Below are 14,091 nucleotides of genomic sequence, written 5' to 3'. Positions count from 1 at the left end.
CCGGTGGTCAGGTCCTTGACCGGATGATTGGCGCCGTGATGGCCCTGATGCATCTTTGAGGTAGTGCCGCCCAGCGCCAGGCCGAGCAGTTGATGGCCAAGGCAGATGCCGAACACCGGCTTGCCGGTTTCCATCAGCGCCTTGATCGTCGGCACGGCATATTTGCCGGTCGCTGCCGGATCGCCGGGGCCGTTGGACAGGAAGATGCCATCGGGATTGTGCGACAGCACGTCGGCGGCAGTAGCAGTTGCCGGCACGACGGTTACCCGGGCGCCCTGGTCGGCGAGGCACCGAAGAATGTTGCGCTTGGCGCCGTAGTCGATGGCGACGATGTGGAATTCAGGCTTCTCGAGCGTGCCGTAGCCTTCGCCCCATTTCCAGCCGGTCTGGTCCCAGTGATAGGTCTGGGCGGTGGTGACTTCCTTGGCGAGGTCGAGGCCTTCGAGACCAGGAAAGGCGTTGAGTTCGGCCATGATCGACTTTTCGTCGAAATAGCCGTCTTCGCTGTGGGCGATGACGCCGTTGGGCATGCCGTGTTCGCGAATCTGAGCTGTCAGGGCGCGGGTGTCGATGCCGGTGATGCCCACGATGTTGCGCTTCTTGAGCCAGGCATCGAGCTTTTCAGCGGCGCGGTAATTGGACGGATTGGTGATGTCGGCCTTCAGCACGACGCCACGGACGCCAGACAGAGCGGCCATGTTGACCGTCTCGATGTCTTCGTCATTGGTGCCCACATTGCCGATGTGCGGGAAGGTGAAGGTGACGATCTGGCCCGCATAGGACGGGTCGGTCAGGATTTCCTGATAGCCGGTCATGGCGGTGTTGAAGCACACTTCGCCAGCCGCATGGCCCACGGCGCCGATGCCGCGGCCTTCGAGGCGCGTACCATCGGCCAGGATCAAAAGGGCGGTCGCGGGGGATTGCTGCCAACCGGTCACGGTGAGCCTCCAAGAGTTTGGACTATGTCGATTGAGACCTTCTCTTAGAAGGCTCGACCCGACCGCGCAAGTGGCGCAACGGGTTGTTTACGCCTATATGGGCTGCACAAAGTGCAGGACAAGAGGAGCCAAACCCATGCGCGACGAGATCAGCGAAAGCCTCAAGATTGCCCTCAAAGCCCGTGATCAGCGCCGCACGTCGACGCTGCGGCTGATCAATTCGGCGATCAAGGACAAGGACATTGCCATTCGCCAGGAGGCGCGTGGGCCGGCGACCAATGAGGAAATCCTCGTCATCCTGCAAAAGATGGTCAAGCAGCGCGAGGAGAGTTTCGCCATCTACGCGCAGGCCGGCCGGGCTGATCTGGCGACTGTGGAAAAGGAAGAAATCGATATCCTCAACGAGTTCCTGCCCAAGGGCTTGAACGATGCGGAAGTCGATGCCGCGATTGCCGCGGCGATTGCCAGCACCGGCGCCGAAGGCGCCAAGGACATGGGCAAGGTGATCGGCCAGCTCAAGGCCGATTATCCGGGCCGCATCGATTTCGGCAAGGCGAGCGGCAAGGTTAAGGCAGCATTGTCCGCCTAGGACCAATCGCCCTTCAGCTGATGCTGGCCTGCAAATGCTGGTTCTCTGCGCTTCCGGTCCTCGCGTACTTGAATGTACGCTCCGGTCCGGTTCTCGAATACCGGCATTTTCGACTCAGCCTGAGCTGAACGTCGACCGTTCCTACGCTACAAGTCGAAGACCGGGCGCATGGACGCGGTTGCGGCCGTCGCGCTTGGCTTTGTAGAGGGCACTATCGGCGCGGCCGAGCAGCTGCTCAAAGGTTTCGGCCTTGCTGCCGCTGATGGCGATGCCGGCGCTCACCGTGGCCCTGACGGGCTCGCCCGTCGAGGGGGTTGCGGTGGCCTCGAAGGTTTCGCGGATGCGTTCGGCCACAACCACGGCAGAGCGCGACGACATCTGGCCGAGCACGATGCAGAATTCCTCGCCGCCCAGGCGCGCGGCAGTATCGGCGGCGCGCACATTGTCCAGTACGATGGTGGCGAATTGCTGCAGCACCAGATCGCCGACGGCGTGGCCGAGCCGGTCATTGATGGCCTTGAAGTGATCCAGGTCAAACATGATGACCGCGACGCCGGGCTCGATGGCCTTGCCTGCGAGATTGTCGAACAAGGCGCGGCGGTTGAGCATACCGGTCAGCGGGTCGGTCAAGGACTGGTGCCGATGATGGCGGGCGGCGCGGAACTGGTTCAGCGTGATCGATAGCGCGCCGATGCCGGTCAGGCCGATAATGGCGGCGATGGAATTGAAGTCTTCCGCCCAGTTCTGCGGGCGCGCCGTCAGCACCAGCTTGCCCTCGCGTAGCAGTTCGATGCCGCAGAGCAAGAATGAGACGGCGACGATGAGGTAGAGCACCGTATTGGAGAGCAGCGGTACCGGCGCTTCGGCCCGGCCGGACCAGCATTCACGCGCTGCCAGCACCAGCAGAATGGCGATGCCGAAATTGGCACCGGCCGTTCCCAGCCCCGACAGGCCAAGGGCGAACGCCACGCTGATGCCACCCGCCGACACGGCCCAGAGGCCCGCCACAATGAGCCACGGCACTGCGCCCAAGCGGAATTGGCGGGTGCCGGCATAGACCAGCGCGAAGCCAGCGAGCAGAAGGACGAACGAGGCCAGTTGCAGGCCCGGATCGTAATGCGTGTCCACGATGCTGAAGGCGATGACGCCCAGTACCACCAGCGCCATGCCGGCGGCCCAGCTCAGCAGATAGTTATCGGTGCGCGCGCCGAGCCAACTGGCGAGCAGGGTCAGGGTCAGGGCCGCGCTGGAAAAGCCGATCGCCGTCAGCAGGGATGTCTGGTCTAGAAGCATGGCCCCGTCCGCACTCGAATACGCCGGGGTTGGCGGTTTCGCGTGTTCAGCAGCCTTAGCAAGCTTCCGCCGATTGCGATTTCACGAGCGCGGTTGTGGTGAGCAAAGTCTTAGCGTCGCCGCCTCATTGCGCGGGCAGGGCTGCCTCGATCGCCGCCGGCGGCCGCGAGCCGCTGCGTTTCTCCCAGACCAGGGACTGCAGAGCCACCAGCGCCGCCACCAGCAGTGCCACGGTGCCCACCAGCGGCAGGCTGCGATAGCCGTAGCCGCTGTTGAGCATGGCGGAGCCGAGAACGGCCGCCAGCGCGATGCCGATATTGAACCCCGATGGAATCAGCGAGGACGCCAGGCCTGGCGCGTCAGCGGTCCAGCTCAGGATGCGGGTCTGGATCGGGGTACCGATGGCGAAGTTCAGCGTGCCCCAGACGAAGACGGTGGCGACCATGGGCCACGGATAGGGGCTGGCCAGATACAGCACCACCAGGGTGACGGCCTGCAGCGCCATCATGACGATCATCGAAGGCATCAGCTTCCAGTCGGCCAGGCGGCCGCCGAGGAACACGCCGACCGTCGAGCCGACGCCGTTCAGCAGCAGCACCCACGGCACCACATTGGTATCGAGCCCCGTCACCTCGTGCAGCATGGGGGCGATGTAAGTGAAGGGCACATATTGGCCGATCATCAGCATCAGCATGAGGAACAGCGAGGTCCAGACCTGCTGGCGGCCCAGCACGCCCACTTCGCGCGCCAAAGGCGGGCGCGGCGCCCCGGCGCCCCGGGTGCGCGGCAGCCACAGCACGATGGCGAGGCTCGCCAGCAGCCCGAGCAGGCTCATGGCCCAGAAGGTGGCGCGCCAGCCGAACATATTGCCGATCGCTGCGCCCAGCGGCACGCCGACCACGTTGGACACGGTCAACCCGGACAGGATCAATGCGACGGCAAAGCCCCGGCGGTCTGGCGGGACCAGCCCGACCGCCACCACCATGGTGATGCCGAAAAACGTGCCGTGCACCACGGCGATAACCATGCGCAGCACCAGCATGGCGGCGAAATCGGGCGCCAGCGCGCAGGCGACCTGGCCCACGGTGAATACAGCGATCAGGCCGAGCAGCAGCGTGCGGCGCTGCACGTTGTTGGTGACGAAGGTCAGCAACGGCCCGCCCAGCGCGATGCCGATGGCGTAGCCCGACACCAGATAACCGGCGACCGGAATGGTGACGCCTAGCCCGTCGGCGACTTGGGGCAGGACGCCCGCAATGACGAATTCGGTGGTGCCGAAGGCAAAGGCGGCAATGAACAGGGCGATCAGCGGCAGGGACAGCATCGGCAGGCCTCGATTGAAGCCGCCTCAAATCACAGCCGGCCGCGCCGGGCAATGGAGATAATGGAAAGCGGGACGCTCAAAAACTGAACCGTGGGATGCTGGACTAGAAGGCAAATGGCGCTACACTCGCCATCATATTTGGGCGGGAGATGGGACTATGGCGATTTCTGCGGATACACGGCGCCGTTTTGCGCTGGCAACAGCGCTGCGCGGCGTGCTGATGCTGCTGGCGGGACTTTATGTGGTGGTTTTTCCGGTGCAGGCGCTGTCGGTGCTGGTGCTGTGGGGCGGTATCCTGCTGATCATCGACGGGCTCCTGGGCCTGTGGAGCCTGACCTTCGGGGGCGGCAAGAGCGGCAATTACTGGTTCGACGTCGTCTCCAACGTGCTGGCGCCGATCCTGGGCATTCTCATCCTGCTCAGCCCGTTCATTGCCACCATCCTGACCGTGACGTTCCTCTCCACTCTGGTGGGGATCGCGGCGCTGATCGTGGGCGTGATGCAGATCGTCGTCATCACCCGCGAGCGCGAGCATTATGCGCGCATCTGGCCGGTGGTGTTGTCAGGTGTGTCTTACATCCTGATCGGGCTGGTGTTCCTGTTCTTCCCGGTGCTCAGCGCCTCGATCGGGCTGATGCTGGGCGGCATTTTGCTGATCGTGTTCTCGTTCGGCCTGTTCGGTTGGGCGTATAGGCTCTATCAGCGCAGCAAGACCGTCTAGGCCACTCGGGCGCGTTCGGCGAGGGTTTCGAATTCGAGCTGGGCGTTGAGGGTGGCGCCCAGCACCAGGATCAGCGCCGAATTGTACATCCAGAGCAGCAGCACGATAGCGGTCGCCAGCGAGCCGAAGGTGGCCTGGAAATTGCCGATGCTCTCGACGTAAAGCGAGAACAGCGCGCACACGGCGAGCCACAGCACTGTCGCCACGATGGCACCAGGCCAGATCCAGCGGGCACGATGGGCCCGGCGATCGGGTGCGAAGCGGTAGAAGGTCGCGATCGCCAGCACGCCGAGGACCAGTAGCAGCGGCCAGCGCAACAGCAGCACGATGGTCTGGTTGTGCCCGAGCCACGGCAGGTAGGCGAAGTAGGCGGGCAGTACGGCAACCAGCGTCAACGCGACAACCATGGTCAGGGCGCCGGCCAAAGTGGTCAGTACCGAGACCACGACCGTCATGATGATGCCGCGCCGCTCCGGCTCCTGCCGGGTCTGCGAAGTGGCGTAGATCAGCGCCGCGACGCCGCGCGAACCGCTCCAAAGCGCGATCACCAGAGAAATGACCAGCCCGATGCCGAGGCCGACGCGGGGTTGGGCCAGCAGCGTAACCATCTGGCTGGCCAGTGCCTGCTGCGCGACCTTGGGCACCAGGCCATCGACCCTGTCGATCATGTCGGCCAGAAATTGCGGACTGGCCAGCAGCCCGATCAGCAGCACGACCGTACTGATCGCCGGGAAAAGCGATAGAAAGCCGAAATAAGCAATACCGGCGCACCGCATCGAGGTTTCCATCTGGGCCACAGCCTTGGCCGTGCGCCACAGCACGCGACGCCAGCGCCGCCGATAGTTCTTCGGCATTGGCGCGGTTACGGTTTCGACGACAAGCTTGGTAGTCAGATCGGTCACGGCGGCCCCCATTGCGAAGGGAACGCCGCGCAGGCGGTGAGGTTGCCGAAGGATGAGGTCGAGCGGGAAAGCGGCGTAGACCCGGCTTGACTCAGTTAACATCATGAGTACATAACATGAACATCAAGCGAGACGGGGGCGACTATGGCTTGGTTTGGATGGCATCGTGCCTTGGTTCGCTGTGTTGCTCTCCTCCTGCTTGCTGCGGTCGTATCCGGCTGCGTTGCCACGCGTGCGCCGGTGGTATTGACCGCTGCGTTCGATGCCCAGGCAGCGGCATTCGTCAACGCCAGCGGGCGTGCCAAGGTCAGCGGACAAGCTTTTGTGCGCCGAAACAATGGCAAGCTGTTGCGCGCGGTTGGTACTGATGTGTTCCTCATTCCGCGGACTGCCTACGCGGACGAGCGAATCGCCCTACTTTACGGTGATCGCAAGCGGCAGAGCTGGGGCGTACGGGTGCCGGATGCGGCGCCACTCTATGAACAATATATGCGCAAGACGATCGCCAGTTCGGGCGGGTCATTCAGTTTCGATCACGTAGCGGACGGCGAATATTACATCGTCGCGATGATTCACCTGCCAAGCGACTACACATTTATGCAGTTCCCCATCCTTGAACGGGTCAGTGTTCATGGTGGCAAGAGTGTCCGGTTGGTCATGCGGGGGTATTGAGCCGATTGGCGGCTGGGCTGTGGAAAAACCCTTGGGGCGTGACTTCGCGGGAGCGAGTGCTTACGTAAGGCGATGCGCTTCACCGATACTTTCCTGGACGAGATCCGTCAGCGCCTGCCGATAACGCAGGTGGTGGGCGAGCATGTCATCTGGGACAAGCGAAAGAGCAATCCGGGCCGTGGCGACATGTGGGCCTGCTGCCCGTTTCATGGCGAGAAAAGCCCCAGTTTCCATGCCGATGACCAGCGCGGCATCTATCATTGCTTCGGCTGTGGCGTATCGGGCGACCATTTTCGGTTTTTGACCGAAAAGGCCGGGATGAGCTTTCCCGAGGCGGTCGAGAAGCTGGCGGGCATGGCGGGCGTTGCGATGCCGGCGCGCGATGAGCGGGTGGAAAAGCGCGAGGCCGAGCAGCGTTCGCTGATCGAGGTGATGGACCTCGCCACCAAGTATTTCGAGGCGGCGCTGAGCCACAATATCGGGGCGCGGGCGCGCGGCTATCTGTTCGAGCGCGGTGTCTCGGCGCAAAGCCAGACCCGGTTCCGCATCGGTTTTGCCCCTGATAGCCGCAATGGGCTTAAGGAACATCTGGCCCAAAATGGCGTGTCGGCGCAGGACATGATCGACACGGGCCTGGTCGTGCATGGCGACGATATTCCGGTGCCTTACGATCGGTTCCGCAACCGCGTCATGTTCCCGATCATGGATTTTCGGGGACGGGTGATCGCCTTTGGCGGCCGTGCGTTGTCGGCGGATGTACCGGCGAAATATCTCAACTCTCCGGAGACGCCGCTCTTTTCCAAGCGGCAGACGCTTTACAACGGCCAGTCCGCACGACAGGCGGCGCGCGATGGCAAGACCATCATCGTGGTCGAGGGATATCTCGACGTGATCGCGGCGGTATCTGCCGGCTTCGAGGGCACCGTGGCGCCGCTGGGCACGGCGATGACCGAGGAGCATCTGCAATTGCTGTGGCGGATGAGCGAGGCGCCGGTGCTGTGCTTCGATGGCGACAAGGCCGGCCAGAAGGCGGCCGAGCGCACCGCCGATCTGGTGATGCCGCATCTCAAGCCCGGTTTTACCGTCAAGATCGCGACCTTGCCGGACGGGCTGGACCCGGACGACCTGATCAAGGCGCAGGGGCGGCAGGCCTTTGCCGATGTGATCGACAAGGCCCGCAGTCTGTCCGATGTGATCTGGAGCATGGAGACTGGTGGGCTAGTGCCCGAGGCGCCAGAAGAACGCGCAGCATTGCAGGCGCGGATGCGCGAGCGCGCCAATTCGATCCAGGACAGTTCCGTGCGCTTTCACTACGCGCAAGCGTTCGATGAAAAGCTCAAGGCCTTCTTCGCGCCATCGCGGCAGGGGCGGTTCGAGCCACGCGGGGGCCGGCCGGCCTATGGGCAGGGCAAGACCTATGGCCAGAGCGGCGCTTATGGATATCCGGCGCGCGGCACGCCCCGGCTGGTGGTCTCCGATACGCTGCGCAATTCGCGGCTGCTCAAGCCCAGCGCGACGGCCGACGCGACGCCGCGCGAGGCGGCGATCATCGTCAGCCTTGTCAATCACCCGGCGCTGGTTGAGGACAAATTCGAGACTTTGGCGGCGTTGGACTTCGAAACGCCGGCCGCTCACAAGGTATTGAGCGAAATCCTGGCGCTGGTGGTGCGGCACCACGATATCTCTGCGGCCGACCTGATGAGTGCCCTGGGTGTGCGCGGTTATGGCGAGGCGCTGGACCGGATGGCGCGGGTGCTCAATCAGCAGGGCGTGTGGCAAATTACCACCGAAACGGCGCAAATCGATGCCGAGACCGGATTGAGTCACGCGCTGGCCTTGCATAACAAGAAAGTTCAGCTAAATAAGGAACTCAAAGCAGCCGAAGCGGCGCTGGGCGAAGACCCAAGCGAAGAAACCTTTGAAAGGCTGCGGGACATCAAGAACCAAATTACCACTGTCGATGGCACTGAGGCATTGATCGAAGGCTTTGGTTCGTTATCGGGACGCGCGACACGCAGTTTTTAGGGTTGAGAGCCTGAAACCTGCGAGTACGCGCGATTTTGCGTATGGCGATGTACGCATAAAACGGCCGAAACGAACTGCTTGGAGCGTCAGGCGTTAACGTCTGGGTAACCAAACCTTTATCTTTCCTTGAGGCGTCACCACTTATGACCTTACCGGCACCCGGCCGCTGACGGGTCCCGACGGAGTACCAGATGGCCACCAAGGCAGCTACCAAGACGACGACCAAGGACAATGAGAAGCCCGAAGCCGGCGCCCCCGAGGCGACGAACGACAGCCCATTGCTCGATCTATCCGATGCCGCCGTCAAAAAACTCATCAAGGTCGCCAAGAAGCGCGGCTATGTGACGTACGAAGAGCTCAATGCCGTCATGCCCTCGGAGGAGGTTTCCTCCGAGCAGATCGAGGACATCATGTCCATGTTCTCGGACATGGGCATCAATGTCGTCGATGAAGATGAGGTCGAAGAGACCGAAGTCGAAAAGGACGAGGACGATACCGGCACCGAAGTCGCGCCCGCCACTGGCAGCGCCGTTGCCACCACGTCCAATACCAAGGCCGGTTCCGACCGTACCGACGATCCGGTGCGTATGTATCTGCGCGAAATGGGCTCGGTGGAACTGCTGAGCCGCGAGGGCGAAATCGCCATCGCCAAGCGCATCGAGGCCGGTCGCGAGACCATGATCGAAGGTCTCTGCGAGTCGCCGCTGACGTTCCAGGCCATTATCATCTGGCGCGAACAGCTCGCCCAGGGCGAAATCCTGCTGCGCGACATCATCGATCTCGAAGCCACGTATGCGGGCCCCGACGCCAAGCAGGCGACGCCGACGCCCGAAGTGCTGAGCATGCACACCCATCCCAAGCCCGAGCCCGTGGCTGCCCCCAAGCCGGTGGCGCGCCGCGCTCCGAGCGGCGATAGCGACGACGACTACGTGCCCGAGGAGCCGCAGGCCCCGCAGGACCCGGTCGCCGACGATGACGACGACGAATTCGAGAACGCGCTGTCGCTGTCGGCGATGGAAGCCGAGCTGAAGCCGCAGGTGGTCGAGACCTTCGACCGCATCGCCGAGGCCTATGGCAAGATGCGCGTCATGCAGGACCGGCATGCCGGTAACCCGACCGGCGATGTCAGCGCGGCCGATACCAAGAAGCTCGACGTGCTGCGCGGCGAAGTGATCACCGACGTCAAGTCGCTGTCGCTCAATGCCGGCCGTATCGAGAACCTGGTCGAGCAGCTCTACGACATCAACAAGCGCCTGGTGAAGCTGGAAGGGCGCCTGCTGCGCCTGGCCGAAAGCTATGGCGTCAAGCGCGAGAAGTTCCTCGAGAGCTACTACGGCCAGGAAGTGAACCCGGCCTGGGAAGAGTCGCTGGAAACCCGCGAAGGCAAGGGCTGGGGCGAATTCGCCAAGCGCGAAGCCGACACCATCCGCGAAATCCGCGGCGATGTGTCCACCCTGGCGACCGAAGCCGGCCTCAATATCGGCGAATATCGCCGCATCGTGCATAAGGTGCAAAAGGGCGAGCGCGAAGCTGCGATCGCCAAGAAGGAACTGGTCGAAGCCAACCTTCGCCTCGTGATTTCCATCGCCAAGAAGTACACGAACCGTGGCCTGCAGTTCCTGGATCTGATCCAGGAAGGCAATATCGGCCTGATGAAGGCCGTGGATAAGTTCGAATACCGTCGCGGCTACAAGTTCTCGACCTATGCGACCTGGTGGATCCGCCAGGCGATCACCCGTTCGATCGCCGATCAGGCGCGCACCATCCGTATTCCGGTGCACATGATCGAAACGATCAACAAGATCGTCCGCACGTCGCGCCAGATGCTGCACGAAATCGGCCGCGAGCCGACCCCCGAGGAACTCAGCGAAAAGCTGCAGATGCCTTTGGACAAGGTTCGTAAGGTGCTCAAGATTGCCAAGGAACCGATCTCCCTTGAAACGCCGATCGGCGACGAGGAAGACAGCAATCTGGGCGATTTCATCCAGGACGTGAATGCGATCCAGCCGATCGACGCTGCGATCCAGAGCAATCTGCGTGAAACCACCACACGTGTGCTGGCTTCGCTGACGCCGCGAGAAGAGCGCGTGCTGCGCATGCGCTTCGGTATCGGCATGAACACCGATCACACGCTGGAAGAAGTCGGCCAGCAGTTCTCGGTGACCCGCGAGCGTATCCGCCAGATCGAGGCCAAGGCGCTGCGCAAGCTGAAGCACCCGAGCCGGTCGCGGAAGCTGCGAAGCTTCCTCGACAACTAGGCATTTCCAGGAATTCTGAAACAGTAAAAACGGGGGCCATGGGCCCCCGTTTTCGTTTCTGCGTCAGGCACTTACTCGGTGATATAGTCCTGGATGATCTTTTCGTTTTTGGCGGTTTCGAGCTTGTAGAGGCGTTCGGCCTGGATGCGATCGTCGAGACGGTACTTGACGAGGTTCACGAGAGCCACGGTGAGCAGGAAGATGCCCATGCCCCAATAGCCCTTGGTGGAGAGATCGACGGGGGCGAGCCAGACGGAGAGGGCCAACATCACGTAGGCAGTGGCGACGCCGAGGCCGTTGAACATGATGTAGACGGTGTTGTTGCTGTTGTTCATTTTTCAAAATCCCTTGATTGTGTTGATGTTTTTTGGTTCAGGCATTGCGGAGGCGCGCGAGGACGTCTTGTGCGCGGGTCTTGGTGGCGGGGCCGAAGCCGGCGGCGGCGAGATTGTCTTCGGTGCTGCGATGCGACAGCGCGTCGTCGATTTCATCCAGCACGCTGGATTGCTGGAAAGGGTCATCCTGCTCGGTGACGCGCTGGATTAGTTTCTCGGCTTCGTGGATGGCGCTGCCGCCATCGAGCGAACGGTTGAGGCGGCGCTGCGAGCGGCGTTCCAGATCAATGGCGCGAGCGGCGATGGCGTTCTGGCGCAGGTCGGCGACGCGACGATGGGCCTGTTCTACCGATTGACGCAGGCGGGCGACGCGTTCGGAGAGGCGGGCCAGGGTTTCGGCGCGCACGGTCATTTCGTTTTCCATCTGGGCGATGGCGTCGGCACCTTCAAGGGCCAGGGCCTCGTTGCCGGCGGCGAGGGCTTCGCGCACCCGGTTTTCGAGGATCGCCTTGCGGACGCCGAGGGTATCGAGGGTTTTCTGTTCGGCGCGCTGGCGGACGATGAGGGCGGCCAGCGCGTGCTTGGCGCCTTCGACGCCAGCTTCGGCCTCGCGAATTTTCTGGTTGATCAGGTCAATGGCGAAGTGGTCGGTGACAGTCTCGGTCGCTTTGGCATTGGCGCCGCGGAACAGGGTGGAAATCAAGTCCAACATCTTGGCTTCTCCGGGTGAGGCGGAGGCTACAAACCGCCGCAAGTCGTTTTGAACATCGTTCATGAATTCAACATACGCTTTTTTGAACGGCGTTCAAGCGTAAAAACGAACAAAGTTCAAATTAATATGCTACGACCATGGCGGGGCCTGAAGACGGACGAAAAATATGACTCTTGAACATGACGCGGTGCGCGAGACGCTGATCGACGCGACCATTGCGCTGATGGACGAGGGTGGGCTGCCGGCGGTGAAAGCCCGGCCGTTGGCCCAGGCTGTCGGCGTTTCGGTGGGCACTATCTACAATTTGTTCGGCAATGTGGATGGGTTGGTGATGGCCGCCAACCAGCGCATTTATGCCGATCTCAATGCGGTGGGGCAGGCCAATGTCGGGCCTATCGAGGAAAGGCTGGCGCAACGGATCGCGCAGGGCCTGATCGGCAATGCGGCACGGGACCAGGTGCGGGAGCGGCTGCTGGGGCTGTCGGAGGTCTATATAGACTTCGTGGCGGCTAATGCCAGCCGGTGGAGCGCGGTGCTGGCGTTCGATCGCAATCGCAGTATGGCGGATACGCCTGAAGGTTATGTCGAGCAGCTCGATGCGATGATCGATATCATTGGGCGTGTGCTGGAGAGTGCGCCGCGTTGCGCCGATATCGCGGTGCGCCAGCAAACGGCGCGGGCGCTGTGGTCGTCGGTGCATGGCATCGTGACGTTGACGTATTTCAGCGGTGATGCGGCGACGGCCCGGGAGCGCACCTGGGCGCTGATCGCTATTCTGGTCGGCGCGGTGACTGATGGCCTGTTCGCGGCGCAGGCTTGAATCCTTGCTCTGCGGGGATTGGTCGGGCATAGGGCGGTATTGAATAAGCGGAGACTGGCATGGTCCTCAAAGTTACCTCAGTGCGGGCCTTGCCGCCGTTCAAGCTTGATCTCTTGTTTTCCGACACCACATTTGGCGTGTTCGATTGCGCGGCGTTGATAGAGGAGCCGGGTTCTGGCCAGGCACTGAAGGATCGGCGCTACTTCGGACAGGTGATCCTCGAGAATGGCGTGCCGACCTGGCCGAACCATTTCGACCTGTCGCCCGTTTGGTTGCAGGAAGAATTGCGCAAGCGCGACCTGCTGCGGTTGCCCGCGCCCCCCAGAAAGCGATAAGAGAGGCGCAAAGCCCCTCTCAAGGAGAAACCAATGTCATTTTTCAGCAAGCTTTTTGGTGGTGGCGACAAGGCTGCGAGCACGCCGGCTGGCGACAAGGCGCTGGACCAGGAGAGCTATAAGGGCTTCCTGATCAAGGCCATCGAGATGCGCGCCGGCAGCGAATATCAACTGGCCGGCACTATCGAGAAAGAAATCGGCGGCGAGCTGAAGACCTATAAATTCGTGCGGGCCGACCGCATGAGCTCCAAGGACGATCTGATTTCGATGGCGCTCGGCAAGGGCCGGCAGATCATCGACGAGCAGGGCGACAGAATTTTCAGCTAGTCGCCCACCAATACAACAGTGCCGATCACGACGCCGGGGCAGCATGCCACCGCCGTGTTCGGCCGCACAGGAGTTAGCCCCATGGCCAAGAAACCCACCGCACGCAGCGAATATGTGATGTTCGACGTGATCTATGAAGACGGCAGCCAGCGCTCCAACCGCAAGGTGGAAGCGCACCTGCTTGGCGGCCTCGACGGCGACGAGCCGGCGCGCACCGCCATCATGGACCAGGACCGGGCGATTTCGGAAAAGTCGGGCCTGCCGCCATTGCAGATCAAGACCATTCGGCGTTCGGGTAAGTAAGGCCATGAGCGAGGGCGGATTGCAGCTCGGACGCCAGGTCGATACCCCGACGACACCCGAGGACGCGGTGCTCGATCCGGTGCCCAATCCGCATCCGGATACGCTGTATGTCGCGCGCTACGTGGCGCCGGAATTCACCTCGCTCTGTCCGGTGACCGGCCAGCCCGATTTCGCGCATCTGGTGATCGACTATGTGCCCGACCAGTTCCTGGTCGAGTCCAAGTCGCTCAAGCTTTATCTGACCTCGTTCCGCAATCATGGCGCTTTCCATGAAGGCTGCACCATCGATATCGGCAAGAAGATCATTGCGACAGTCAAGCCGCATTGGCTGCGCATTGGGGGCTATTGGTACCCGCGTGGTGGGCTGCCGATTGACGTGTTCTGGCAGACTGGCGTGCCGCCTGAGGGGGTGTGGCTGCCGGATCAGGGTGTGCAGCCGTATCGCGGGCGGGGCTAGGCGGGTACTTCACCTCTCCCTTCGGGGGAGAGGTCGGCGCGCAGCGACGGGTGAGGGGGCCTTCGGCAAACACCTCACTC

The 14,091-nt window shown here is 62.3% G+C and carries 16 protein-coding genes; 10 read left to right on the top strand and 6 right to left on the bottom strand.

What is annotated here, in order from left to right:
* Positions 1-938, bottom strand: a 938-nt coding sequence (carA, locus tag JWP26_RS13240; protein ID WP_299728323.1) for a glutamine-hydrolyzing carbamoyl-phosphate synthase small subunit, incomplete at its 3' end; no start/stop codon positions are given.
* Positions 939-1,074: 136 nt separating this feature from the next.
* Between carA and JWP26_RS13235 the strand changes: the two genes are divergently transcribed.
* Complete coding sequence (locus tag JWP26_RS13235; RefSeq protein WP_299728320.1) at positions 1,075-1,527, top strand: GatB/YqeY domain-containing protein; 453 nt, start codon at positions 1,075-1,077, stop codon at positions 1,525-1,527.
* Between the two features lie 141 nt (positions 1,528-1,668).
* Here JWP26_RS13235 and JWP26_RS13230 read toward each other — a convergent pair whose 3' ends face one another.
* Both JWP26_RS13230 and JWP26_RS13225 read right to left on the bottom strand, forming a co-directional pair.
* Positions 1,669-2,820: a diguanylate cyclase gene (locus JWP26_RS13230; RefSeq protein WP_299728317.1), complete on the bottom strand. Its 1,152-nt coding sequence runs from the start codon at positions 2,818-2,820 to the stop codon at positions 1,669-1,671.
* Positions 2,821-2,944: 124 nt separating this feature from the next.
* Positions 2,945-4,141, bottom strand: a complete 1,197-nt coding sequence (locus JWP26_RS13225) for an MFS transporter (RefSeq protein ID WP_299728326.1) — start codon at positions 4,139-4,141, stop codon at positions 2,945-2,947.
* Positions 4,142-4,301: 160 nt separating this feature from the next.
* Between JWP26_RS13225 and JWP26_RS13220 the strand changes: the two genes are divergently transcribed.
* Positions 4,302-4,865 carry an HdeD family acid-resistance protein gene (locus tag JWP26_RS13220; RefSeq protein WP_299728314.1) on the top strand — a complete coding sequence of 188 codons (564 nt, stop codon included), beginning with the start codon at positions 4,302-4,304 and terminating at the stop codon, positions 4,863-4,865.
* Here JWP26_RS13220 and JWP26_RS13215 read toward each other — a convergent pair.
* The gene (locus tag JWP26_RS13215) at positions 4,862-5,767 is read right to left on the bottom strand and encodes a YihY/virulence factor BrkB family protein (RefSeq protein ID WP_299728312.1); all 906 of its coding nucleotides are present in this window, start codon (positions 5,765-5,767) and stop codon (positions 4,862-4,864) included. The genes JWP26_RS13220 and JWP26_RS13215 overlap by 4 nt on opposite strands.
* Positions 5,768-5,911: 144 nt before the next feature.
* Between JWP26_RS13215 and JWP26_RS13210 the strand changes: the two genes are divergently transcribed.
* The 3 genes from JWP26_RS13210 to rpoD all read left to right on the top strand — a co-directional run bounded on the left by JWP26_RS13210 (position 5,912) and on the right by rpoD (position 10,722).
* Positions 5,912-6,439: a carboxypeptidase regulatory-like domain-containing protein gene (locus tag JWP26_RS13210; RefSeq protein WP_299728309.1), complete on the top strand. Its 528-nt coding sequence runs from the start codon at positions 5,912-5,914 to the stop codon at positions 6,437-6,439.
* A gap of 72 nt (positions 6,440-6,511) precedes the next feature.
* Positions 6,512-8,464: a DNA primase gene (gene dnaG, locus JWP26_RS13205; RefSeq protein WP_299728306.1), complete on the top strand. Its 1,953-nt coding sequence runs from the start codon at positions 6,512-6,514 to the stop codon at positions 8,462-8,464.
* 191 nt (positions 8,465-8,655) lie between these two features.
* On the top strand, positions 8,656-10,722 hold the full coding sequence (gene rpoD, locus JWP26_RS13200; RefSeq protein ID WP_299728303.1) for an RNA polymerase sigma factor RpoD: 2,067 nt from the start codon (positions 8,656-8,658) through the stop codon (positions 10,720-10,722).
* A gap of 71 nt (positions 10,723-10,793) precedes the next feature.
* Here rpoD and JWP26_RS13195 read toward each other — a convergent pair whose 3' ends face one another.
* A complete protein-coding gene (locus tag JWP26_RS13195) occupies positions 10,794-11,057 on the bottom strand; it encodes a hypothetical protein (RefSeq protein ID WP_299728300.1) in 264 nt (87 codons plus the stop codon).
* 37 nt (positions 11,058-11,094) lie between these two features.
* On the bottom strand, positions 11,095-11,769 hold the full coding sequence (locus tag JWP26_RS13190) for a PspA/IM30 family protein (protein ID WP_299728297.1): 675 nt from the start codon (positions 11,767-11,769) through the stop codon (positions 11,095-11,097).
* A gap of 166 nt (positions 11,770-11,935) precedes the next feature.
* Here JWP26_RS13190 and JWP26_RS13185 point away from each other — a divergent pair, with 166 nt between their 5' ends.
* The 5 genes from JWP26_RS13185 (at position 11,936) to queF (ending at position 14,011) form a co-directional block, all read left to right on the top strand.
* Positions 11,936-12,589 carry a TetR/AcrR family transcriptional regulator gene (locus tag JWP26_RS13185; RefSeq protein ID WP_299728294.1) on the top strand — a complete coding sequence of 218 codons (654 nt, stop codon included), beginning with the start codon at positions 11,936-11,938 and terminating at the stop codon, positions 12,587-12,589.
* A 59-nt stretch (positions 12,590-12,648) separates the two neighbouring features.
* Complete coding sequence (locus JWP26_RS13180; RefSeq protein ID WP_299728291.1) at positions 12,649-12,924, top strand: DUF2442 domain-containing protein; 276 nt, start codon at positions 12,649-12,651, stop codon at positions 12,922-12,924.
* 33 nt (positions 12,925-12,957) lie between these two features.
* Complete coding sequence (locus JWP26_RS13175) at positions 12,958-13,251, top strand: HlyU family transcriptional regulator (protein WP_299728289.1); 294 nt, start codon at positions 12,958-12,960, stop codon at positions 13,249-13,251.
* An 81-nt stretch (positions 13,252-13,332) separates the two neighbouring features.
* Positions 13,333-13,554: a hypothetical protein gene (locus JWP26_RS13170; protein ID WP_299728287.1), complete on the top strand. Its 222-nt coding sequence runs from the start codon at positions 13,333-13,335 to the stop codon at positions 13,552-13,554.
* A 4-nt stretch (positions 13,555-13,558) separates the two neighbouring features.
* The gene (queF, locus tag JWP26_RS13165) at positions 13,559-14,011 is read left to right on the top strand and encodes a preQ(1) synthase (protein ID WP_299728284.1); all 453 of its coding nucleotides are present in this window, start codon (positions 13,559-13,561) and stop codon (positions 14,009-14,011) included.
* The last annotated feature ends 80 nt before the right edge of the window (positions 14,012-14,091 follow it).

Origin of the sequence: Devosia sp. (assembly GCF_028290435.1) — a bacterium.
Taxonomy (GTDB): domain Bacteria; phylum Pseudomonadota; class Alphaproteobacteria; order Rhizobiales; family Devosiaceae; genus Devosia.
Note: the sequence above shows the minus strand (reverse complement) of the source record. Positions and strands in the feature narration are given on the sequence as shown.